Source organism: Fodinibius sp. GM108, from assembly GCF_058386985.1.
The window spans coordinates 1-24,563 of sequence record NZ_JBYEIR010000002.1; the positions used below are offsets into that span (position 1 = coordinate 1).

Here is a 24,563-nt window from a genome sequence, read left to right on the forward strand (position 1 = left end):
TACGGCTTCCGCCCTCAATTCAGAGGACAGCCCCGCGGCACCTACAAACTGATATTCAATCCGCTCTTTATCAGTACAATGGATGAAGATATCGTAGGTATGGATCATACGCTGCAATTAACGAGACCGTAAATAAAAATTGGTTGGGAGGGAGCTCTGCTCCCGACCTATCCCTAATAATCGGGATGCTCGGGGTGTGTACTTAGTCAAAAGGGAGCTCTGCTCCCGATACTGTTTTAACCAATTGGGAATAAAATACTTTTACCCACGGATGAATCCGTGGGCTAAGTATTTTAAAAGAAGCTCACTTCAAGTGAGCTTTGGTTTTCTGCTTCTTAGCCTGATGATTTATCTTCAGGCTTTAAGCTAACAACATAACAAAAGCTCCTGCCTGAGAGTGCATTTTTTGGGGAAGTAGAGCATGGTAGTGTCACCAGTAGTCGGGAGAAGGATCGCGCTGATGGGCGGACAGCCGCCAGCTGGCTTAAACCTATCTCGTTCCGTACCTCTGGTGCGGAACGTATAAAATATTTGAGTTAGGAGGGGGCTCTGCTCCCGATTATACTATCCAGGCTTATCACGTTTTGTGCCCTTTGTTTGACCCACCCTGTAGCCCTCCCTACAAGTAAGGAGGGACAAAAACGTAAATTGGCACTGAATAATCTTCCCTTGAGGGGAAGTGACGTCCTGAAGGTTGTCGAGACGATAGGTGTTAACCATAAACCCAGTTCTGCACTACGCCCGGCATAGCATCATTTTCCACCACAAAACCTATTTTGTCATTTCGAACAATACCGAAAACGTTCGGGAGCAGTGAGAAATCTTTGTTTTTTTTCTCGTTTCCATTTGTCACCTACTCTAGTTGAGAGGGAGCTCTGCTCCCGATCAATAAATGCTTTTCAACTTTTTTGGAGTTGAGATTCTGTCCCCTTAGCCCAGATTTGAAAAACTGGGCTAAGGACATGAAACAAAGTTGTCTAAAGACAGCTGGTTAGCAGACAGTTAAATTTTTGCACAATTGCTCTCCCTGTTGTTTTGTATTCTTTAGAGAAACTCTGCGGAATAACTGACAGTTCAGTATTAATTTGTATAGATCTGTGGCGTTCGGAAACTGTGATTTGTTAACTATGATATTTACAACTCCACTTCCTCACGAGCAGATGTTTCCTGTTGTATATTGTCCAGGCTGTTAGAGATGAGCCGGTCTACATCAATCCGCTCTTCCAGCTCCACGATCTTGTCTGTTTCAGAAGTAGTGGCAGGCTGGTCGGGGGCAAAAAGTACGCAGCAGTCTTCAAACGGTTGTGTTGAAATTTCAAAAGTGTCAATGACCTTGGCCTGATCAACGATTTCCTGCTTATTCATCCCCATTAGCGGTCTCAGTACTAGTGTCTCGGTGGCTTGGTCTATAACAGAAAGATTGGTCAGAGTCTGACTGGCTACCTGTCCCACACTGTCGCCGGTTGCCAGGGCACCATGTCCCTGCTGGTTAGCCAGTCTTTCGGCAATGCGCATCATAAACCGGCGGTGAAAGATCGTCCAGTACCGGCTCGGAATCTTGTCCGCTATTGCTTCCTGGATCTCGGTGAAGGGACAGATCCAGAGTGATATATCATCACCGCTCCATTTCCTGAGGACGTCCGCACTATTTCTGACTTTCTCCAGTACTTTTTTGCCCGTGTATGGGGGGCTGTGATAGTGGATGAGGTCAACAGCCAAACCTCTCTTCATCAGGTGCCACGCAGCAACCGGACTGTCGATACCGCCGGAAAACAGGCTCAGAACACGTCCGCTGCTTCCAGTCGGAAGGCCGCCCGGCCCTTCATAGCGATTGGTATCCGTATAGATGTAGATGCCCTTCGTGCGGACCTCCACATTAAACGTCACATCGGGGTTATGGACATCCACCTCGAGGCCTGTTTGTATCCGAATAGCATCGCCAAGCTCATCATTGATATCCTTAGACCGTTTTGGGTAATCTTTTTTACTCCTTCGAGTTTCAATCTTGAACGTCTTATAGCCACGGCTTGCATGGTTTTTACCCCGTTCTATTCCGGTTTTGAGCAAGATATCATAATCGAAGCCGACATTGTCGGTAAGGGCGAACCAGCTTACACCGAATACCTTTTTCATACGAGAGACCAAGTTCCGGGCCTCTTTGTTCTGAGGTATTTCTATATAAAGTCGCTTTTGATAATGGGATATCCGTTTCCTGTTGAGTCCGGTTTGCCGGGCGATATTTTTGATCAGCAGTTTGACAAACTTCGAGCGGTTTTTACCCTTCAGGCCGATCTCATCGTATCCGGTAAGAAATAGTTGGCGTTTCATTTCCTGTAAATTCTAAAAAGTGGTTTTTTGAGCTACTTTTTTGAGTCTCGGAATGATCTCTTCGAGAACATTTAATGTCTGTTCCAGCTCCTGTTTCTTAGTGTATCGTGACATGCTGAATCGCAAGCTGGAATCGATCACCTCCGGGTGCCGGTTCATAGCCTTCAACACGTGACTTCGATTGCTCTTTTTGCTTGAGCAGGCCGAGCCGGTAGATACAAATATATTACGATCAGATAAAGCGTTTACGAGCACCTCTCCCGGAACACCGGGGAATGATACATTCACCGTAGAGGGGATAGACTGTAATGGGGTATTCAGTACGATATCATCAAAAAGATCTTTCAACTGATCTGTAAAATATTGCTTGAGTTCAGAGAGCTTTTGCATTTCACTTTCTCTGGATTCGGAGACAAGAGCGGTTGCTTTCCCGAAAGCCGCAATGCCGGGAACATTCTCGGTGCCGGAGCGCCAGCCGTGTTCATGTCCGCCGCCCGTTATCTGTGGCCTCAGATAACTATTTTCCGCTAGATACAGCATGCCCACTCCTTTGGGAGCATGAATTTTGTGGCCGCTTGCGGAATAGGCATCAATATGCGTAAGGTCTGCCGGTACTTTGCCAAATCCCTGAACACCGTCGGAATGGAAGAAAACAGATGGATCCTCCGTCTTAACCCGGGCGGCGATCTCCTCGACCGGCATTATAGCCCCCGTCTCATTATTTACATGCATTACTGATACCAGAATTGTATCGTCAGTCAAAGCATCAACAACAGCATCCGCAGCAATAATACCATCTTCGTCAGGGGAGACGTAGGTAATATTCAATCCTTCTTCTTCCAGCTGGTGTAAGGTTTCCAGCACGGATGGGTGTTCTATAGAGGTTGTCACAATGTGACGCCCCCTTTTCCTGTTGGCATCCGCCACACCTCGCAGAGCCAAGTTGTTGCTTTCCGTGCCTCCCGAGGTAAAGATTACCGTATCCGGCTTTACGCTGAGGCTGTTCGCAATGATTTGCCGGCTTTTTTTCAGTACCCGGTCGGCCTGAATTCCTTTTTTGTGGATGCTGGAGGGATTTCCGTACTGTTCGTTTAGATACCGGTTCATCACCTCCACCACTTCGGGAGCCGTAGGTGTGGTCGCATTATTGTCCAGGTAAATTTCGTCCATGACTTGTGGCGGGAGTGTTTTACAATTTTCTATACCGTCGCTTTGGTATAAATTATTAATTCCATGAAAGAAAATCGTGTGAACTTACTGTAAATCGTTGGATTTATAGAAGGAATCTTTGGTGGATGTTTTATGACGAATGTAGCATCCAAAGCCAAACGAAATGAATCCGAGCTATCTTACCGACCGTGCGTTAAGGCGTACACCAGGATGTTTGTTCCCATCTGGAGCGCTTCTTCACGGACTGAGGCAGGATTATTATGGACATCGGGATTGGCCCATCCGTCGGCTAGGTTGGATTCATAGGTGTAGAACAGGACCATCCGTCCATCTCTGAACAGGCCCAAGCCGCGCGGTGCTTCGCCGTCGTGTTCGTGAACCTTTGGCAGTCCTTCGGGAAAATCAAATACCTGGTGATAGATCGGATGATCAAATGGTATCTCCACCAGTTCTTCGTCGGGATATACCTGGCCGATAACTTCCCGAAAGTGTTCATCGAGTCCGTAATCGTCATCGATATACAGGAACCCGCCATTGTCGAGGTATTCTCTTAGATTTGTGGCTTCAGCCTGATTAATTTCGATGGTGCCGTGACCGGTAAGAAAGGCAAAGGGATATTCTGAGAGATCGCTGCTGCCCAGGGCAACATCATCGTATTCGGGATTGAGAGCGACAGGTACCTGCTGCTGTGTAAATTCTGCAAGGTTTTTCAGGGAGGAGGGATCGTTATACCAGTCACCGCCTCCGCGATATTTTATGCGTGCCAGTTTGAAATCCTGTCCCTGAGCGAGCGTCGGCAATAGCAATCCCATTGCAAAGCTGAAGATGCAAAAAGCAGTGATTGTTCTTTTCATCATCTGTTTAATGTTTAAATCTGGCATATCAATTCATTCTTATTCGCTCCGTTAATATAATGAATTGACGAACTTCTTATTTCGGTTATTCAAAAAAAGCGATGTCATATGAATGGAGCGCCAATAAAAGCAATGTCATACTGAGGTATCGGAGCGGAGTCGAACGTATCTCCCTGAAAAGGTCCGCGTAGGATCTAAAGAATTATCCTTCACTCGCTTGCGAACTATTTCCGGGTGATATTACAGTTTGTCGTCACCGAAGGCTTTATCGGTAGGCAACCAATTAAAATACAGGTCATGACGCGGAACAATCTTGCTGTGGTAAGCATCCACGTTATCAAACATTAATAGTTTCAAGCGTGGACGCTTGAAACAGCAAGTAATTGCTAGCGACGAGGTAGCTCAAGTGCAGATACAGGCTAACAGTACTCCGAGGGCAAGACATTGCCACATTTGACTCCTCACCGCTTGTCGGCTTAAACGGATTCATTACTGAAAAAGCCACAGCATTAGTTGGGTCTCGAAATCTCAACACGAACCGTATCGCTGGCCATGCTGCCGAAGATTCCTATGCCGCCTTCAACATTGTATTTCACATTCTGGATTTCGCCGGGCGAAAGTGTAGCACCGCCCCCCTGTACTTCCTGAGTGCGAAGAAAATCATACATGTTATCATCAATCGCATTGGCGATGACATCGTTTTCCCCAAAAAAGGCAATGGACAGCCAGGGTAACTTCAGGGTGATAGTTTCATCCGGATTACGTTCGTAATTTCCTTCATTAATAATTCCCGAAGAGTTGATATAGAAATTTTCGATTTCGGCATCATCCTCAACCAGATCAAGATAAAAAGGGGTTAAGTTTTCTCTGGTTGTATCAACAGCATTGACAGTAAAGATGTAATATGTCTGACGTTCGGTGATATAGGAGCTGGGAGTCGTCTTAATTTCAACCTGGTTGTTACTCTGATAGATGTAGCGATCTTGTAGTTCATCCTCGTTTACAGACTCAAAGTTGCCGGGCACGTACGTGGTGGCCGTAATTTCATTATCTTCATGAGTGACATACAGGCGATAAAGACGTTCCGACTGCACGGGGACACCTGTTGCTGGAATATAAGTACCTGCCCTGTTTTGTATCTGCTGATAAGAGTAGGTTTCGGCAATAGTACTGTCGTTATTTAGCAGTTGGATCTGAATGCTGGCGTCTGATACGGCAGCATCTTGAAAATTATACTTTTCTTCAATATTGGTGGTTTTCGACAGGCGTACGATAGGCAGGTCATCGCCGGCAACAAGATATGATTCCACGACATAGTATTCCTCATATTCATCCTGCTCATAAAGTTCACAGCCGGTAAATAGGATGAGTATTGCTAAAATGTAGAAGATTCGGTAGTGCATGATAATCAAAAATCGAGTGTGTAAGAGATTGTAGGTAATATAGGCAGTAGCTGTACTGCTTCTCTTTCAACGGGATTTTCATCCAGATCGTAATTATAGAACCAGATATTACGGCGCGAATATGCGTTAACAAGTTGGAACTGCCATTCGGCTTCGCCGATCCCAAAAAAGGTACCTTGGCGACTAAAGCTGATATCGAGACGGTGATATGAAGGCAGTCGAGAGGCATTGACCTTTCCAACTATCAGCTGGTCGAGGCTGGTTCCTGATGTGGGGAAATCGACTGCAACAGTGCGCCCAAGAGGCTTGGTATAAGCTTGTCCGGTGGCAAAGCTAAATACAGCTGTCGAGGACCAACGAGAGCTTAAGTCATATTCCAGAACCAGGTTAACATCATGAGTACGATCGAATTTGGGGGGATAGTATCGTGCCGATTCGTCGGATGTCAGCGGTTTATTAAAGTTGGGAAATTTACGGCGGGTTACACCGAATGTATAGCCGGCAAAACCGGTCAGACGCCCAACTTGTCGTTCAAAGTAGAGTTCAGCGCCATAGGCATAACCCTTTCCAAATCGGAATGTCTCTTCATATGGCACTCCTGCCGGATCCGGAAGAAAAGGATCCAGTTCGAAGAGATCTTCCATAGACCGGTAATAGAGTTCAAGATCAAGGCCATAGCCTTCCCAGGGGATGGTTTTTGCTCCTACTACATATTGATTTCCGTAAGCGGGAGGTACTCCTTCGTCCGTAGTTAGCCAAACGTCAAAACCGGTAAATGCTTCATTGGAGATGAGCGTTAAAAATTGATTATATCGGCCATAGGCTCCCTGCAGGCGTATCCTGTCGGATGGACGATACTCCAGGGAAAGACGTGGCTCCAGTCGAAGATAATTACCTTCGGTAAATCCGGTTAAACGGATTCCCGGTGTGGCCATCCATCGATCCGAAATAGTCCATTCATCCTGTAGGTAAAAAGAACCATACTGTGACTGAATGCGGGAGCTGAATGTTTCCTGTTCGTCAAAGATATCTTCGAGCTTAAGGGTCATTGATCCCACCCAGAAACCGGTCGTAATTTCATGTTCTTCAGTGGGCAGGTATTCAACATCACCTTTTAAAGAAAAGTCATAGATATTGTTTGAGCGCTCGAAAGGGGTAGAGGCGATATTGAATGAGGGAAAATTAAAGTAACGCGACCCGGTGAGAGTAAAATTAGAGAATACTTTTTCAGAAAAGATGTGTGTCCATGTCGAACTCAGTGTTTGATTTCCGTAATTGAGATTTATTCCGGCATCTTCACCAAAAGGAAACCTGAGATTATCGGAGCCCGAGTAGAAAGCAAGTGATAGCTTGTTGTTGTCATTGAGGTTATAGTTCAACTTGCCGTTCATATCCAGGAAGTAAAAGCTGTCGGGAATATTTTCTGTGTTTTGCCTGAGAATCGAAAGAACGGGCTCCAGCGTCGAGCGACGAAAAGCGAACATGTACGATCCATCACCGATCGGCCCTTCAATTGAGGCTCGCGAAGCCAGCATGCCGAGGGTTGCTGATCCCTGTAATTCATTGCGGTTACCGTCTTTGTTGTAGATGGTCAACACCGAACCAAGTCGACCGCCAAATTTAGCGGGATAGCCGCCTTTGTAAAGCTGAACGTTTTTTACGGCATCGGGATTGAACGTGGAGAAAAATCCGAAAAAATGAGATGGATTATAGACAGTGGTACGATCGAGCAGTATGAGTGTCTGGTCTGGGCTTCCGCCGCGGATATATAATCCGCTGGAAAAGTCAGAGGCCGCTTTCACGCCCGGCAGAAGTTGCAGTGATCGGAACACATCCGCCTGGAATACTGATGGCACTTTTTTTATGAGTTCGGTTTCCATCTGTGCCCTTCCGATATTCCGCTGTTCTTCAGTTTCTTTTTTGGATTGCACAACTAACTCTTCAAGTTGGTAATCCTGCGGTTTAAGGCGGATGTCCAGTCTCCGGTTTTCACCGGCCTCAAGTGTTACTTCCTGTTCATAGCGCTGATATCCCACATAAGTGGCTACAATGGTATAGGTGCCGGGTGAAAGATCAGTCAAAGTAAAATAACCGGAGGTATTGCTGGAGGTGCCCTTGGGACTGTCTTTCAGTGCAATATTAGCAGAAATGAGAGTTTCGCCGGATTCTGCATCAGAGATATATCCGTTAACAGAAGCCGATGGCTGTGCAATTAAGGAGATAGGAAATAAAATTATTGCAAATAGGAGAAGAAGTTGCCTCAAGTGTAACAGACTCTTATTGGATGAAATTAATTCAGGTTTCAAAACGTAATGAATTTACAATATTTTCTGAAGTTAATATTTCGAATAATTCTAAAAAGACGATCCAGAGATTATTATATTTCTGCGCTCCAATAATCAGTACACAAATTTCGAAAGGATTACATAAGTAAAAACATTTAATTAATTATTCTGAATTCAAGATGTCCAATTGGGTTGTTTTAAAGTTTGGCGGAACCAGTGTATCAAGTCTTAGCAACTGGAAAAATATTGTGTCGGTCATACGGCAGCGCCGTTCGGAAGGTTTCGCAGTTTGCCTGGTTCATTCTGCGCTAAGCGGTATTTCTAATTTACTGCAGGAAATTATTGATAATGCCTCGGATGGACCTTTTGATGAGCAGGTTAAAGCAATAAAGGAACGGCATATAAAGCTTGGAAATGAGTTGGAGGTGCCGGCTGATAAACTTTTGAAGGATGACTTCAAGGAGCTTGAACAAATTGTGAAGGGTATTGAGCTTATTGGCGAAGCGAGTTTTCGCGTGCAGGCCCGGTTGCTGTCGATGGGGGAATTGATGGCAACGAAGTTGGGAGCGGCTTATCTGGAACAACGGCTAGAAGATACAACCTGGCTTGATGCCCGGCATTATATCAAAACGGTAACGCAGAAAAATGCTACTGAGCGATCGCGCATTATTTCTGCAGTGAGTCCTACTGATTTTGATCAGAATGTGGCCGATGCTTTGAACGAGAACGGTCCGCTGGTAATAACCCAGGGTTTTATTGGGAGTGATTCAGGTGGTAAAAACGTGATTCTGGGCCGGGGTGGGTCGGATGTATCAGCAGCCTATTTTGCGGCAAAGATCGGGGCAGAACGCCTAGAAATATGGACTGATGTGCCGGGTATGTTTTCTGCTAATCCGCATCTGGTACCTTCTTCGCGGCTGTTGAAGCATCTGAGTTATGAAGAGGCTCAGGAGATTGCCACGAATGGCGCCGGGGTATTACACCCGCGAAGTATAATGCCAGCGCGCAAACATAAAATTCCTATTCACGTGCGCTGCACACAAAAGCCAGAGCTCTCTGGTACGCAGATCTCATTGGAAGCAGCCGATGATGAAGCATTGGTTAAAGCTATTGCAGTTCGCCATAATGTGATATTGGTGAGTATGGATTCGTTGGGAATGTGGCAGCAGGTAGGTTTTTTGGCCGGAGCATTCGATATATTTAAGGAATATGGTTTATCAATTGATCTCGTTTCTACCTCGCAGTCGAATGTGACGGTGTCGCTGGATCCCGGATTGAATGATCATTTTCAGGATATTCGCGATCAATTTGTTGAGGATCTTAGCAATATTTGCAAAGTCGATGTAATTGAGTCTGTTTCAGCGGTAAGTCTTATGGGGCGGCGAATCCGGACTATTCTACATCGGCTGGGATCGGCTTTTGAAGTTTTTCAAGAGCATAAGGTATACCTGGTAAGCCAGTCAGCTAATGATCTGAATTTTACTTTTGTTGTCGAGAGTGAGCAGGCCGACCGGCTTGTTCGTCAGCTGCATGAGCAGGTTATTCTGCAGTCTGGCAACGAGCAATCATTTGGTCCCACATGGCCCGAACTGATGGAGGAGGAAAAACAGGAAGAAGCCGACGAAGATGCCTGGTGGAAACATAAGCGCGACAAGCTATTGAATATCGCTTTCCAAACAGATGCTGCGTATGTTTATGATCGGGATACTATAATGCGTTACGTCGGATTTATCCAGAGCTTGGATGCTGTAAACCGTTCGCTCTATGCGATGAAGGCCAATGATAATCCTGAAGTACTTAAAACTTTTCGTGATCTCGGGCTCGGTTTTGAATGTGTATCGATTGGCGAAGTAAAGAAAGTGATTAATCTCTTTCCGGATATTGATCGTAAAGAGATACTATTTACGCCCAATTTTGCGGCCAGAGAGGAGTACGAAGATGGACTGGACCTGGGAGTAAATGTAACGCTCGATAATATTTATCCCTTGCAGCAGTGGCCGGATATATTCAGGGATCAAGAGCTTTTCTTAAGAATAGATCCCGGACACGGCCACGGACATCACAAGCATGTAAAGACAGGGGGCGTGCATTCGAAATTTGGCATTCCACGCTTTGAAATTGAAGAAGTATCGGAGCTTATAGAAAAGCTCAATATTAGTATAAAAGGATTGCATGCCCATCTTGGAAGCGGAATCAAAGATCCACAATCGTGGACAGATACTGCTGTTATTCTCCATGAAGTGGCCGAAGAGCTGGGCGGCGTTGACATCCTTGATTTGGGCGGTGGATTTGGTGTTAAAGAGAATGAGACCCAAACTCACTTGAATATTAAGGAGGTCAATAAATCGCTAAATAGATTTAAAGAGGCCCATCCCGAATATGAAATTTGGGTAGAGCCGGGTCGGTTTTTGATTGCTGCAGCCGGAGTGTTGCTTGCGAAAGTCACGCAGCTAAAAGGAAAGGGGGAAGTACGTTATGTGGGAGTCAATACCGGAATGAACTCATTTATACGTCCGGCACTGTACGGCGCACGACATACGATTGTCAATCTGTCTAAGCTGGATCACCCCAATACTCAAACAGTTAATATTGTCGGGCCCATTTGTGAGTCGGGGGACAAGCTGGGTATTGATCGGATGTTTCCCGATTCTGAAGAGGGAGATATTATTCTGCTTGCGAATGCGGGAGCATACGGGCAGGTGATGAGTTCGAATTACAATCAGCGTCCGCCTGCAGAAGATGTGGTTATTTGATAGCTATCTGTAGCAATATTCTTTCTTCAGGTCTTATGATTGGCGCGGGAATTAATTCCCGCACTAGTGATGTGGACACAGATACGGGGCTGTTCAACAGGAGCAGAGCTCCTTTAAAAACTAATGAAAGTAATAAAGTTGCAGTTGATAGATTTGGAGCCACAGTCAGCTATCTCACAGAAATAGTCCGCAAGGTGTATACATTAGATTCTACGCGAGCTTCGTCTTGGAGATCTCTCTCACGACAGCTGTAGGGACGGAATGACACTATTATCTCGTTCCGTACCTCTGGTGCGGAACGCATGAATAGACGCTCTGCGTCACTGATTCATCAACATGCTATTAATCTATTCATTTTTCGTGACTTAAAGGTATGCGGATAATATAGTTCAGCAAGTATTTAAAAGATAATCCTTTAGATTCTACACGACCCTTGTCGGGGAGATCTCTCCCTTACGTTCGGGATGACACTGCTTTTAATTAAAGTTGATGTCATCTTGAGCGGATTCGCCTGCTGTCGGGAGGAGTCGAAAGATCTCCTGGAATAAGCCGCAAGAGGTATGAAAGTCAATCCTTGAATTCTATGCAGGTTCAGCTATCATATTGTAATCATAAAATAGTCTTGGTAAACGTGAAGAAACGTCGGGGTGGATTTGAGCTTGTCTCCCAAACTTTTTCACCGTTATACCATATTATTTCCGCTATTCCTCCACGTCCCTCTTTACGTCCTTGAATCTTCAGCGTATCCAGATTCTTGCTGGGAAATTCAATTAGAGTCAGAGATATACCATCAACAAACTCGTGATTGGGGAACACTTGCAGAGCTACGCGAGAGCTCTCTTGATCTCTGTAAAACGAAAATTGATTAGAGGCTGCAGGTTCGCGCACAAATTTTCCACTTTCTTCATCTTTGTGGAGATAATAGACGTTAAATAGATCCAGAGATGTTGTATCTTGTTGAAGCAGATCTACTCCACTGTCGTGGACATAACTTAGGCTGACATCCATCGCAGGGGGAGGGGGACAGCAAATTTCATCGTCGAAACAACCATTTATGAGTAACGCCAGTATAAATGCCGAAAAAAACAGAAGTGAATATCTATTCATGATGATCTGGCAGGCTGGAAATTAGTTTTCCTTTAAAAGCAAGGTAAGGTTAGAGAAAGGAATTAGTCAACAAATAGATTGATTTTTATATGAAATAATCTGAATTTTATCGCGTTTTGATGTGTTATTAAAAAGACGTAAAGAGATTCAATCCAGAAGTTCTTTGAAAATTTGGGGGTGTACCGGATTCGACGGAATGAGTAGAATCGCAGGCTGCATGCCGAGTTTGCGCGATGAACTCGTACAAAATCATCCTGCAATTAAATGTAGTTGACAACAACTATTCTTATAGCTTGGCTGCGTAACGCAGCTTAGCCGTTCTCACGGCTTCTTGCCTGTCAGTGCCGTTGAGAGCGCCGACTATGACAGGATAGCGCAGGTTCCGCTGACTGTCGGACTTGCGTAAAACTTTAACAGTCTAGTCTGAAGTTGCCTGTTGCCGGGCGATGCTTCAGGCGAAACTTAAACGGCAACTAAGCATGTAGATGCTTGAACGATATACCATTTCGGACCGGGGTTCGACTCCCCGCACCTCCACTATTATATTTGCAAGTTTATCAAACGCCCAAAGATGCACTCTAAAGCATTGAGGGCGTTTCGTATTAATAAGAGGTTTAACCATCAGGATTCTATACGGTGACCATCGAATGAGATAAGAAATGGTCACCAGCTGTCCTCTTATCAGCGAGATATATTTAAAAATAGATACGTTAATTACACGCTTTTAAAGCTATATTCCCCATTGAGATATTGCCATTTAGGATTTGCAATATCTCCTGTTTTCTTTCCTCTGGGCAGTTAGCATCTGCAATTTCAGTTGCTGTATCTTCAAGTCGATCTATAACATTTATTGTCAATGTACCCAGCACTTTTCGTGCTTCGTCATCATTTGATTTATCTCTGACAATCCCTTCACAGACTCTTAAAGATCCGCCTACCTTTATTGCATATTCTTCATCTTCAATCATTTTACAGGCGTTGGCAATTGGGGAAAAAGACAGGAATTCATTTTTTAGCAATCTTGTGCAATCGGCCAGTGTCCCTTCAATTTTGTGTTCACCGTCCATCATTATAGTAGATTTTGTAACTTTTAAAGGCATAGTAAATCAGATTTGTTTATTGTAGATGACCTAACAGAGTTTTTTCGAGAAGGCGAATGTAACTTCCTGATTTAATTATGTGAAAGTTACTACAACTGATAGGTTAAATTTATTACACAATTTTAAATAATAAACTACCCAATATAAAGGCTAATCCACCAATTTTATCAGTTTATTTTTTAGTGAAAGGTAAACTTCCAAAATCGATCCCCAAGAAAGAATTTGTATATCTGTTTCATATGCACGTTAATAGTTATGTATCGTTTTACAGATATTAATTACAACTTCTGCTAAGTCTATGAATTATCGATTGTTGGAGCTCACGGCTCCAAAGGAAAGCATGAAAGAGGCACGGGATTTGGTAGAGCAAGAAGAACACGTCATTGGTGTTTGGTCAAACGAGATCGATAACGGCACCTCTATATTGCGTGTACTTGTCGACGCAGATAGAATAGAAAAGCTTTCTGATCAGCTTACAGAAAAACTCTCCAACGTCGAGGGGTTCCGGATAATGCTTTTTGAAGTTGAGGCTACCGTTCCTAAGCCAGAATCCCCAGAGGATATAGAAGAACCAGGGAGTGGACCTGAGCCCGAAAAGAAATATGCAGGACGTATTAGTCGCGAAGAACTTTATACTGATGTATCAAGTGGAAGTGAGTTAAGTCTGGTTTATATGGGACTGGTGATCCTCTCAACAGTAGTAGCAGGTGTAGGACTGGTTCGTGATGATGTAGCGGTTATTATTGGTGCAATGGTAATTGCCCCACTACTGGGACCGAATGTATCTATGGCACTTTCCGTAACCCTCGGCGATCTGGAGTTGGGATGGCAATCACTTAAGACAAATGTTATAGGTATCAGTATCTCATTATTGTTAGCTCTGGTACTGGGAATGGTAATGGATGTGACGTTGGAATCTCAGCAAATAGTAAATAAAACAAATGTGAATGCCGGAGATATTGCTATTGCCTTGGCTGCAGGGAGTGCCGGGGTTCTTGCTTTTACACGTGGAGTACCGGCTGCCATAGTGGGAGTGATGGTTGCAGTTGCTTTATTACCTCCTTTGGTTAATGTAGGATTATTGCTGGGGGCTGGGTTTACCAATCTGGCGATAGGATCCGCAATTCTTACAACAACAAACCTGATATGTGTTAACTTGGCAGGTATTCTAACATTTTTAGTTCAGGGTATTCGCCCGCGATCTTGGTGGGAGGCGGAAAAGGCAAAAAAGGCAACAAGAATTGCAGTAGCTATTTGGTTTACCCTGCTGATAGCTCTGGCCATCCTTATCTGGTATTGGAATCTTACTGTAGAATCAGTTTAGCAGAGAATAGCATAACGAATTTACGTAAAAAGTGAACAAACTGAACTAAAGGGGATTACCCCAATGATTTAGCTCGATACTCTGATAAAAATTTTTATTTTTGTAATCGACCTGGCTCAATCACTTCTTCATGTTAACCATAGCCCTGGTTTTTTGAAGAAATTTGAGCCGGGTTTTTTATAAGCTCTAGTTCATCATCAAAAGGGGGCTCTTTAGCTGATTAAGCACACTTTCGATAGAATTTTTCAGCAATGATTGATTCTTGGGGATGATAAACAATCCTGCATTTTGCTGATTGACAAAATGAGTGATTCGCCAAATATCAGGATTTGTTAGTTCCAGCACTTCAACTGGTAGCAAAGTTCCTTCTGTTATTTCTTTAACTTCTTCTTTATTTGCCTGGTCTCTTAGAACCAAAATCGTGATACCTTTTTTTTCATCTGCGAGTGACAGAGCTAATTGAATACTATGCTTACTTTCCTCTGATCCATCATACAGAGCTGTAATATTTTTACCTAACTTCAATCCTTTCTTTAAAATTAGGATGGGTTTATCCGCCGACTGGATGATTGCTTTGGCAGAGGATCCCAATTTCTTTTTTTGGGGAAATGAACTGCCCCGCCTGCCGATAGTAATGAGATCTGCTTCTTTTGCCGCTTCTAATATTTCCTCTTCTACACGTCCGCGGACTGTTTTCCAGGTGTGCGAAATTTTATTTTCCCTGCTGATTGTCCTCAATTGTCGACGTAGTCGCTTCGCCAATAAATCAATCTGCTCTTGAAGATCTTTCTCTTCAAGGCTCTGTGTAGCTCCCGTTAGCTCATTAACTGCCGTAACGGAAGGCATTTTACATATTTTGCTCCACACTTCATCCTGGACAAAAAGGCCAAAAAGCTTCCCTTCCATTTTTTGAGCAAGAAGGGCTGCTGCCTCCAGAGCGGCACGGCTGTGCGAAGAGGTATCTACGCCAACGAGGATGCGACGAAAGAAAACCGTTTTTTCTTTTTCCTTATCCGAATTATCAGCCATAACTACTCTTTATTGTTTCCTGTGGATGCAAAAATTTTCCGTGTTTCGGCCAGTTGATCCAACTCATTCGATATGTTGTAGTTTACAGTTCCTTCGGGATAGTTGCCCTTTTCATCGGCTTCGCCCATATCAAGACCGGTAAGTAGCTCCATTCCTTCTTCAATAGTCTTTATAGAATATATATTAAAATCATCATTATCGACGGCATCCAAGACGTCGTTGCGGAGCATCAGATTTTTTTCATTGGATTCGGGAATCAGTACTCCCTGACTGCCGGTAAGTCCTCGTTTTTTACAAACATCAAAGAAGCCCTCTATTTTTTCATTCACTCCACCGATCGGTTGTATCTTACCGTGTTGGTTAACCGAGCCCGTGACGCTGAAAGATTGCTTAAGCGGGATTTTACCGATGGCTGAAAGTAAGGCAAATAGCTCGGCAGCCGAGGCGCTGTCGCCATCAATGTTAGAGTAAGACTGCTCAAAAACGAGGCTTGCAGACATAGAAAGCGGGCGATCCTGGGCATATCGTTCACCCAAATATCCTTTTAAGATCAGCACTCCTTTTGAATGAATGGGACCACTCATATCAACTTCCCGTTCGATATTGATAATTTCTCCTTTGCCCAGCTGAACCCGTGCTGTAATTCGGTTGGGACGTCCGAAAGAGAGGTTGCCAATCCGCATAACCGAAAGTCCATTGACTTGTCCTACTACTTCTCCTTTGGTATCGATATAGATATAATCCCGATTAATAGATTCCTGCACTTTATCACGCATGCGGGCCGAACGATATATTTGTTGATCTATAGCTTTTTCCACATCCTGCTCCCGGACAATATCATGACCATTTTGAGTGGACCAGTGATGCGATTCGACAAGCAGATCTTTTACTTCTTCAGTTTTGGTAGAAAGCTTTTCATTATCACCAACCATTCGTGAACTCTGTTCTATAACCTTGGCCACTGCCCGTTTATCAAAATGTCTTAGATCGTTTTCTTGAATAAGACCGGTGATAAATTGGACATACTTCCCATTATTTTCGGAACGGTCTATTTCATCTTCAAAATCTGCCTCAACCTTGAATAATTTTTGAAAGTCAGGATCAAATTGACAAAGCATATAATAAAGTAACCGTTGACCAAGTAGTATCACTTTTACATCGATATCGATAGGATCGGGCTCGAGAGAAACGGTACTTATCAGGCTGTAAGATTCGCCGAGCGATTCAATCTTAAGTTTTCCAGACTTGAGTGTTCGCTTTAGGCCTTCCCACGCAAAAGGTTCGAGCAGAACCTGACGTGCATCTAGGATAAGGTAGCCGCCGTTTGCTTTGTGCAAAGCTCCCGGTTTTATCATATTGAAGTTTGTAGTTAGTGCTCCCATTTTCGACTGGTATTCCACGCGACCGGTCAAGTTTTTATAGCTGGGATTATCTTCATAAATAACGGGAGCTCCTTCAGTTTCACTGTTATCAACAAGCAGATTTATACGATAGCGATCCAGTATCGGATTGCCTGAAGAAGAGGGCATTTGTTGATTTTGTTGTTTGCCTCCCATCAACTGGGCCAGCTGACTTTGTCCCTGCTGCTGTTCTTGATTACTCAAGATAGCCTGTACATTTTCTATTACATCAATCTCTACACGGTCCAGGAACTCCTGGACTGTATCCAAATCCGAAAATTCACTGCGGATTTCCTCAAATAAATCTTTGATTGCAAAGGTGGCAACTTCCTGGTCCAGTTCTTTCTTTTTTTCTCGCATCTTGCGCTTTTGGGCGGGCATTCTGCGAATAATATCCTGAAGTTCTTCCTGCAGCTTTTTGGTTTTTTGCTGCAATTCTTCTCTTTCTTCTTCAGAAAGCTCTTTCACCTCTTTTTCGTTTAAAGGATCGCCCTCTTCATTAACAGGGGTAAATGAGAAGCCGGCCGGTGTCCGCATTAATGCAAGTCCCTGGTCTCGTGCTTTATTTTGTAGCTCTTCGAATGTTTGATCTTGTTGCGCCTGAACTTCATCCTGAAGCGCTTGCTGCCTGTTTTGGTATTCTTCGGTCTCAAATGCTGATTTTAAAGTGGGCGGCAGCTCTTCAATGAGTTTATCCATTTTCTTTACAAAAACGTGTCCGCGACCGGCAGGTAACGAAATAACTTTGGGTTTATATCGGTCATCAAAATTATTGACGTAACAAAGATCTTCGGGGGTGTCTGAATCCTGTGATTCTTTTTCTAAAAACTGCTGGATATGGCTCTGTTTATCGGTTTTGTTTGGACCGAGTGCAAAAATATTATAGCCTTCACGGTCCATCTGCATCCCAAACTCTATTGATGAGGTTAGTCGATCCTGACCAAGTACCGTAGTGAGGTTCGAAACTTCTTCAGTTGTTTCAAAATCGAACTGTTCAATAGGACTTGCTTTTCGTAATACTGTTCTCTCAAGTTTTTTCACGGTAAATAATTTTAGTCCGAATTCTGTTTCTGTATTTCTTAAATGACAGCCTTTGGACTTAAGTTCCACTGTTTTTTATACAGAGAAACTTTTGTGAAGATAGGAGGTAATCCTGTTTATAAGCATTTGGAGATTCAGGAATGATAATTTTTGAATCCCAGTAGAGCTGGAAACTCAGTAATATCTTACAGAAGGCTTGTTTATGTTGAGGATAAACGTGAAGATTTATACAGATGATAGAAATGTAAAATGAATTATATAGGGACATGGGGCGGCCCGTGTCCCTATTTCACAGTCTATGCCTTAAGTTAAGTATTATATCTCTTTATCTTCCGGTACAATGGAGATCTTATCCAATGAAAGTCCCTTCATGATTTGATCGTAATGGGTAATATCTTTAGGAATAATCACATCATTATTTTTATTGGCCAGTTTTGACAGCTGGCTGATATATCGTTCCGCCAACCGCATCTGCATGGCTTCTTTGCCTTTGTCTTGAGTGAGCGCATCTGCAATTTCTTCAATTGAAATAGCAGTTGCTTCTGCCAGGGATTCAATTTCTTCAGCCACACCCTCGGCCTCATTGATGCGTCGCTGCATTTCACCTTCCGACTTATTAATGATCTCCTTTTTCTCACCCTCCGCATCATTAATAGTTGATTGCATAATACCTTCGGATTTTGCAATGGTAGCACGCCGCTCGCGTTCGGCTGTCATCTGGCGCTCCATCGCATTCTGGATCGTCTTGGGCGTATAAATATTTTTGATTTCATAGCGCAGTACCCGAATGCCCCAGGCCTGCTCCATTTCACTGAGCACCTTTACAACCTCTTTATTGATAATTGCCCGATCTTCGAAGGTATCATCAAGATCCATAGTACCAATAATTGATCGGGTTGTAGTCTGGGCCAGCTGTACGGCAGCAAACCGATAATCGGTAACACCATAACTCGCGTTTACCGGATCAATAACCGCCAGATATATCACCCCGTCAACTTCTACTTTTACATTATCTTTGGTAAAGCATTCCTGTGGCTCAACTTCGATGGTTTCTTCACGCAAATCCTGCCGATATTTTACCTTGTCAAAAAAGGGCACCAAAGCATGAAAACCGGGGCCAAGCGTCTTATGATAGTTTCCCAGTCGCTCAACGATGTATGCTCGTTGTGTTGGGACAAGTTGAATAGATTGGATGAATTTGAAAAGTATATAAATACATAGAAGTCCGAGTACTCCCTGGCTGATGAGTTCTATCATTGTTGTCCTCCCCTGGTGTTTGTAGTTGCTGATGCTGGATTAGTATGGTCGCTGACCTTTTCTACTCCTTCAAAAAATGTTTTCAAGTTTGCGGTTTCGGTAGGCAATACCGATACATTGGATTTCTCAATTACATCCCCAAGCTGTTCAATAAACTGCTCAATAAGCTGTGTCTTTACTGCCAGGTCACCACCGGGTTTTGCAATAGCTTCTGATATCCGCTTTATGCCTTTTGAGGTGGCCTTGGCAATCAGCTCTATTTCCTTGGCTTTGCCTTTGGCTTCATTGATTCGTTTTTGCCGTTGTGCTTCTGATAACAGAATAGCCTCCTGCCGTTCACCCTGCGATTCGTTAATTTTATAATCGCGGGTTCCTGTAGAAGTGGTAATTTCGGCGCGTTTATCCCGTTCGGCTTCCATCTGCTTTTCGAGCGTATGAATCAGATTATCCGAAGGACGAATATTGCGTATTTCATAACGCAGCACTTTAATACCCCAGGGATCAGAAGCCTTATCGATCTCACGAACAATATTTTCGTTCATCTGCTCTCGTTCCGAAAAAGTATCATCAAGCGTAATCTTTCCGATTTCGCTACGCATTGTTGTTTGTGCCAGGTTAATGGCCGCTAACTTATAATTGCCAATACCATAACTGGCTTTATACGAATCCATCACCTTAACATATACCAAACCATCTACTTCTACTTCGATATTATCTTTGGTAATGCAGGTCTGGCTGGGTACATCAATAACTTGCTCACGCATCTCCTGGCTGTAAGCTGCCCGGTCTACAAAAGGAATAAGAAAATGCAGCCCTGGTTTCAGTGTTTTGATATACTTACCCAACCGCTCCTGAATAACTTCTTCGCGCATCTCCACAATGATGAACACCTTGGTAAAAAGAAAAACGCCCAAGGCTATCAGAATAAGAATGGTTGTCCACATGATATCAGTTTTAAATTAGCATGGAAATAAATAATCGATACGGTTAATTAGCTCTTTGGATATATTGCTTTTTGTGAATGTTATTCTTCAAGTTCATCAAGGGGCTCAACAATCCAGGTGACATTGTCACGATAGCGAATTTTCGCTTTGGATCCGGCGGGAATTTTGCCTTCCATCGTTCTGGCCTGCCACGAAATCCCCTGGAACCGAATTCTTCCGGAATTATCATCTGCGTTTACCGGCTCGATAACCTCCACAATTTGATCCATCGCCTCTACGTCTTCATTGGCTAACTTGTAGCTGCTTTCGCCGCCCCAGTATTTCATTAGCAGGGGGCGCATGGCAAGAATAAGAGCTACAGAAGTGAGAAGCCAAGTCATGGCTGCAGTAACAGGATCCTCCAGAAAACCAAGCCAGCGCAGAACTCCCACCAACACCCCACTAACTCCCAGGAAAAAAGAGACGCCGCCCGGAATTAAGGTTTCAATAATCATAAGGGCTACGCCCCCGATAACAAATATTGTTGTCAGTGTTTCTGCATCCATCAATAGGTCCCGATCGTGATTATTTTTTAAATAATAGGTAAAATAAAGTAATACGACAATTATCTATTGAACGCCTAAATGATCTTGATTTATAAAAATAGTTACTTAATATGAAAGAAGATCCGATATAATAATGTTTAATGAAACATCAGCAGATTTTATCTGGTAAGAAATTCCTGAAAATTTGTAACAATTCCATCTTGTAATACTCTTGCTATTTCAGTGATTAAAATAGGCATGTCAAATTTTGTACAGAATATAATGGAAGGATCTAAAAAGGTATTGATTGTAGAAGATGAGATGATAATAGCTCTGCTTCTTGAACGTATGGTGCGGAATCTCGGTCACCAAGTGATTGATAAGGTAGTTTCGGGAGAAGAGGCAATTTCAGTGGTGCAGAAGCAACAGCTAGATCTTATATTGATGGATATTCGTCTGCAGGGTGAGTTAGATGGTATTGAAGCGATGGCTCGTATTCACGAGATGAGTGATATTCCAGTAATCTATATTTCCGGAAATACTGATGCCCTGGAAAAAGAGAAAATAAAACAGACGGAATATATTGAATTTCTTTCCAAACCGATTACCATATCAGATCTTAGCCGCTCTTTTAATTTGGCTTCGTAAATTTTATAAATTGGATGTATCTTTTGGCTGATTCATTCGTATTGCATGCATAAATAAAAAAGATTGCATTATGACAGCCAAGTTTCAGAAGCTCAAGGAAGACCTGAAAACTTTAGAACAGGATGATATGCTATCCCGTCCCGTAATGAGGAAAAAGGGCGATGGATTATTTCAAGCGGGACTGTCATCCCCCAGCTGGCTTAAAAAAATTCTGTTCACTGGGTTTGTGGGAGCTTTTCTTCTCTATGCGGGAATCACATATATTAACCCACCTTCAACGGTAGAAAATCCTTTTACAGTTGTGCAGAACTGGATGAGTCAACCCAATGAAGAGCTGCTTCAGGGAATGGGTACATGGATGGAAGAGATGGGATATACTGGCTTAAGTCGCGAAGACCTTATCGATCTCCGCCAGCAGGGAGTAACCGCTACATTTACCTCAAGAATGCGTGATTTGGGATATGAAGACCTTTCCTTGGAACAGATCGTGCGCCTTCGACAGAACGATGTTTCTTCAACATTTGCAGCTATGATGAAAGAGCTGGAATACGATTTGACAGTCGATGATTTAATCGAGCTTCGTCAACATGATGTAACTGCCTATTTTACCAGCAATATGCATGACTTAGGGTATACCGATATCACCAAGGAAGAGCTTATCCGACTGAAAAATACCGGCGTTCAAACTTCTGAAGTGCAGAAACTGGTTGAGGAAAATGATGAACTTCCGACCATCGAAGAGATCATTCGTTATCATATCAGCAACCAATAGTAGTTGCACATTGGAACAATGTTAGAGCTTTTATTCTATAAGGAGAAAAAGTAGAAATAAATCAAGATTCTTATGAAGAAGCTACTAATACTTCCAATATTCATTTTCTTGTTGACGCCTTTTTATGCTAATAGTCAGAGTTTAAGCGAATCTGTTTCAAATCAAAATTTGAATGAGACATCTGCCTATCAACAGACTACGACAAATACTACAATTCAGAATGCCTTCGGAATAGGACCGCGTCTGGGCTATTATACAGCGGAGGATGCTGATGAGGGAAGCTTTTACTATGGTCTTCAGATGAGAGCACGTATGAGCGAGGTTGTCGGACTAGAGGGTTCTGTGGAATATCGACCGGGAACCGAGACTGGCGTAGAAATTGGCGGTGTTGATCAGACCTATGAGACCAAATTTGTGCCTGTTACGGGTTCTTTGATGCTATTTATACCTGCTGAAGGTATATCCCCTTATGCCCTTGGAGGTGTAGGAGCCTATTATACCATCTATGAAGCTGACGGTGACTTTGTAGATGACTGGGACAGCGAATTTAATTTTGGATATCATGCAGGTTTAGGATTGGAATTCAACATGAGTCCTAACGCAGCTTTAGGTTTCGATTATAGGTATCTGTTTCTTACACCCGAAAATGAAAATGCACCGGAAGATGCGGACTATAGTGGAAATGTAATCACTGCTAGTCTGATGTTCTATTTCTAACCCGAAGGTGTTTTTTAGGATAAATAAGCCTGCCCAACTCCGGGCGGGCTTTTTTATTTTCAAGAATCCTTTGGATGATTTTTCACTTGTTTCTTTGGCATAACCTTTACAAATTCAAAGCCGTTTAAACTAGATCTAAATAACGCATTTGAAGCAGCATTTATGCCGGAAATAAAGCTTCCTGAGGTAGAATTAAACATTTACACTCCCAAAGATCCAGTGGAGGTACCGATCGTTGAAAATAGGATATGCACAAAAGAGAGCAGTCCTAACTTTGTACGACATGTTACCTTTGATATATCGGGAACAGATTTGGTGGATCACGTTCGTGTTGGCCAGTCAATAGGAATATTACCACCCGGCAAAAATGAGAATGGACGTGATTACAAGCTTCGATTGTATTCAGTGGCTTCACCAACCAAAGGGGAGGGGGGTAATTCGCATCTGATCTCGACAACTGTTAAGCGTACAATTGAGGAGCTCGAAAATAACGAACTCTATTTGGGCGTCTGCTCAAATTATTTGGCAGATCTGGAACCCGGGGATAAAGTAAAAATGACGGGACCAAGCGGCCGGCGATTCTTGCTGCCTGAAAACGCTACTGATTTCAACTATATTTTCTTCGCTACAGGGACAGGAATTGCTCCTTATCGTGGTATGATTATGGAGCTGCTCGAAGCCAATATAGAAAATGAAATTGTACTTGTTTTCGGATGCCCTTATCGAACGGATTTACTATATGCCGATTACTTCGAATCCCTCGACGAAGATCATGACAACTTTCATTATCTGCCGCATATTTCCAGAGAAGACCGCCGTAAAGACGGCTCTAAAAAATATGTGCAAACCTGTTTATGGGATAAGGCGGAACTGCTGGATCCGCTGTTGGAAAAAGAAAATACCTTGATGTATATCTGTGGACTAAAGGGAATGGAGAACGGGATTTTCAGAACGTTGGCTAAAAAAGGATTGAATCAATATTTGGATATCAGAGAGCCGGCATCTGGCAAAAAACCTTCTGAATGGAATGAAAAAGATCTGAAGAGATATGTCAAAGCTTCAGCACGTACATTTGTGGAAGTCTACTAAGAAATATTGAACAAATATCTTAGATTTTTCTGATAGGATTTTAAGTGATGTAAGATGCAGCGTTCCTGTCCAACCAGTTAGATTTCATAGTATCTTTGGGAAATAGCCAAGCAACTTGGTTTCAATTTTTTGTCTCAGATATATTCGTGATTCCGCCCGATATAATATATTTCATCACATCAGCAGAATTTAGGTGTAAGGGAGTTACATTTTGTGATGGGATGAAATAGAGATTGCCTGTAAAGTTATAGGAATGCGGACAGAAAACAGCTACCATATCATCGATACCTAATTGCGAGAGATCTTTTTGTGTTACAAACCCAAGCCGTTTTGCTTCCATCCCGCGTACATCAATCAGAACTGGTTTGTTAAATCTTTTTTTATCACCAACAAATGCTTCTGTGAGTTCTTTCAGGGAGGTATAAATAATCTTGACAATGGGAACGCGTTGTAAAAAACGTTCAAAGTAGATGACTACAGGACGAGTGATGGCGCGGGAAAAAATATATCCTATGACTGATATACCAAAGAAAACAGTGATGATACCAAGGCCGGGAATATCAAGGTTCAGCCATTCGAATAACAAGCCGTTCAAGACATTGTTCGACCAACGAACCGCTGAAAAGATAATATAAATTGTAGCTCCGATTGGAAAGACGAGTAGCAGTCCACGTAAAAAGTTATTGAAAACAGTACGCATGAGTCGAAAAAATTTGTTTAAAAAATAATAGCCGAGCGGACAAGTTATAATTGCAATGGCGGTTGCACAACAAACTGATTTGAAAAGTTTATCTTGAAGGTGAGTTCAACGTGAATTT

Annotated in this window: 20 protein-coding genes and 1 other RNA gene; 7 read left to right on the plus strand and 14 right to left on the minus strand. The window is 43.1% G+C overall.

Annotation, left to right across the window (positions count from 1 at the left end; translation table 11 throughout):
* Positions 1–712: 712 nt before the first annotated feature.
* The 6 genes from ACT3ID_RS03330 to ACT3ID_RS03355 all read right to left on the minus strand — a co-directional run bounded on the left by ACT3ID_RS03330 (position 713) and on the right by ACT3ID_RS03355 (position 8,019).
* Positions 713–853: a hypothetical protein gene (locus ACT3ID_RS03330; protein ID WP_491540571.1), complete on the minus strand. Its 141-nt coding sequence runs from the start codon at positions 851–853 to the stop codon at positions 713–715.
* A 281-nt stretch (positions 854–1,134) separates the two neighbouring features.
* The gene (gene thiI, locus ACT3ID_RS03335; protein ID WP_491540572.1) at positions 1,135–2,328 is read right to left on the minus strand and encodes a tRNA uracil 4-sulfurtransferase ThiI; all 1,194 of its coding nucleotides are present in this window, start codon (positions 2,326–2,328) and stop codon (positions 1,135–1,137) included.
* A gap of 12 nt (positions 2,329–2,340) precedes the next feature.
* Positions 2,341–3,498: a cysteine desulfurase family protein gene (locus tag ACT3ID_RS03340; RefSeq protein WP_491540573.1), complete on the minus strand. Its 1,158-nt coding sequence runs from the start codon at positions 3,496–3,498 to the stop codon at positions 2,341–2,343.
* A gap of 179 nt (positions 3,499–3,677) precedes the next feature.
* Complete coding sequence (locus tag ACT3ID_RS03345; protein ID WP_491540574.1) at positions 3,678–4,379, minus strand: DUF4159 domain-containing protein; 702 nt, start codon at positions 4,377–4,379, stop codon at positions 3,678–3,680.
* A gap of 482 nt (positions 4,380–4,861) precedes the next feature.
* Positions 4,862–5,755, minus strand: coding sequence for a DUF4249 family protein (locus tag ACT3ID_RS03350; protein ID WP_491540575.1), 894 nt, complete (start codon positions 5,753–5,755; stop codon positions 4,862–4,864).
* A 5-nt stretch (positions 5,756–5,760) separates the two neighbouring features.
* Positions 5,761–8,019, minus strand: coding sequence for a TonB-dependent receptor (locus ACT3ID_RS03355; protein WP_491540576.1), 2,259 nt, complete (start codon positions 8,017–8,019; stop codon positions 5,761–5,763).
* A 200-nt stretch (positions 8,020–8,219) separates the two neighbouring features.
* On the opposite strand from ACT3ID_RS03355, the gene ACT3ID_RS03360 reads away from it, so the two are divergent.
* Positions 8,220–10,793: a bifunctional aspartate kinase/diaminopimelate decarboxylase gene (locus ACT3ID_RS03360; RefSeq protein ID WP_491540577.1), complete on the plus strand. Its 2,574-nt coding sequence runs from the start codon at positions 8,220–8,222 to the stop codon at positions 10,791–10,793.
* A gap of 609 nt (positions 10,794–11,402) precedes the next feature.
* Here ACT3ID_RS03360 and ACT3ID_RS03365 read toward each other — a convergent pair.
* Entirely contained in the window at positions 11,403–11,900 is a 498-nt protein-coding gene (locus ACT3ID_RS03365) for a hypothetical protein (RefSeq protein ID WP_491540578.1), read from the minus strand.
* Positions 11,901–12,073: 173 nt separating this feature from the next.
* Between ACT3ID_RS03365 and ssrA the strand changes: the two genes are divergently transcribed.
* Positions 12,074–12,440, plus strand: a transfer-messenger RNA (tmRNA) gene (gene ssrA, locus ACT3ID_RS03370).
* Positions 12,441–12,610: 170 nt separating this feature from the next.
* Here ssrA and ACT3ID_RS03375 read toward each other — a convergent pair.
* Positions 12,611–13,000: a hypothetical protein gene (locus tag ACT3ID_RS03375; protein ID WP_491540579.1), complete on the minus strand. Its 390-nt coding sequence runs from the start codon at positions 12,998–13,000 to the stop codon at positions 12,611–12,613.
* 298 nt (positions 13,001–13,298) lie between these two features.
* On the opposite strand from ACT3ID_RS03375, the gene ACT3ID_RS03380 reads away from it, so the two are divergent.
* Entirely contained in the window at positions 13,299–14,324 is a 1,026-nt protein-coding gene (locus ACT3ID_RS03380) for a TIGR00341 family protein (RefSeq protein ID WP_491540580.1), read from the plus strand.
* Between the two features lie 186 nt (positions 14,325–14,510).
* Here the strand turns inward: ACT3ID_RS03380 and ACT3ID_RS03385 are convergent, their stop codons facing one another.
* The 5 genes from ACT3ID_RS03385 to ACT3ID_RS03405 all read right to left on the minus strand — a co-directional run bounded on the left by ACT3ID_RS03385 (position 14,511) and on the right by ACT3ID_RS03405 (position 20,540).
* Positions 14,511–15,353, minus strand: a complete 843-nt coding sequence (locus ACT3ID_RS03385; protein WP_491540581.1) for a universal stress protein — start codon at positions 15,351–15,353, stop codon at positions 14,511–14,513.
* A gap of 2 nt (positions 15,354–15,355) precedes the next feature.
* On the minus strand, positions 15,356–17,794 hold the full coding sequence (locus tag ACT3ID_RS03390) for an AAA family ATPase (RefSeq protein WP_491540582.1): 2,439 nt from the start codon (positions 17,792–17,794) through the stop codon (positions 15,356–15,358).
* Positions 17,795–18,109: 315 nt separating this feature from the next.
* Positions 18,110–19,051: an SPFH domain-containing protein gene (locus tag ACT3ID_RS03395; RefSeq protein WP_491540583.1), complete on the minus strand. Its 942-nt coding sequence runs from the start codon at positions 19,049–19,051 to the stop codon at positions 18,110–18,112.
* Positions 19,048–19,995 (minus strand): SPFH domain-containing protein, encoded by a 948-nt coding sequence (locus ACT3ID_RS03400; protein WP_491540584.1) that lies wholly within the window; start codon positions 19,993–19,995, stop codon positions 19,048–19,050. Before ACT3ID_RS03400 ends, ACT3ID_RS03395 begins: the two co-directional genes overlap by 4 nt.
* Positions 19,996–20,075: 80 nt before the next feature.
* A complete protein-coding gene (locus ACT3ID_RS03405) occupies positions 20,076–20,540 on the minus strand; it encodes an NfeD family protein (RefSeq protein WP_491540585.1) in 465 nt (154 codons plus the stop codon).
* A gap of 237 nt (positions 20,541–20,777) precedes the next feature.
* On the opposite strand from ACT3ID_RS03405, the gene ACT3ID_RS03410 reads away from it, so the two are divergent.
* From ACT3ID_RS03410 to ACT3ID_RS03425, 4 genes are all read left to right on the plus strand, one after another.
* Positions 20,778–21,167, plus strand: coding sequence for a response regulator (locus tag ACT3ID_RS03410; protein ID WP_491540586.1), 390 nt, complete (start codon positions 20,778–20,780; stop codon positions 21,165–21,167).
* A gap of 70 nt (positions 21,168–21,237) precedes the next feature.
* Positions 21,238–21,939 carry a hypothetical protein gene (locus ACT3ID_RS03415; protein WP_491540587.1) on the plus strand — a complete coding sequence of 234 codons (702 nt, stop codon included), beginning with the start codon at positions 21,238–21,240 and terminating at the stop codon, positions 21,937–21,939.
* A 72-nt stretch (positions 21,940–22,011) separates the two neighbouring features.
* Positions 22,012–22,656 carry an outer membrane protein gene (locus ACT3ID_RS03420; RefSeq protein WP_491540588.1) on the plus strand — a complete coding sequence of 215 codons (645 nt, stop codon included), beginning with the start codon at positions 22,012–22,014 and terminating at the stop codon, positions 22,654–22,656.
* Between the two features lie 162 nt (positions 22,657–22,818).
* Entirely contained in the window at positions 22,819–23,745 is a 927-nt protein-coding gene (locus ACT3ID_RS03425) for a ferredoxin reductase domain-containing protein (protein ID WP_491540589.1), read from the plus strand.
* 121 nt (positions 23,746–23,866) lie between these two features.
* On the opposite strand, the gene ACT3ID_RS03430 is transcribed toward ACT3ID_RS03425, so the two are convergent.
* Entirely contained in the window at positions 23,867–24,445 is a 579-nt protein-coding gene (locus tag ACT3ID_RS03430) for a DUF502 domain-containing protein (RefSeq protein ID WP_491540590.1), read from the minus strand.
* Positions 24,446–24,563 lie beyond the last annotated feature (118 nt).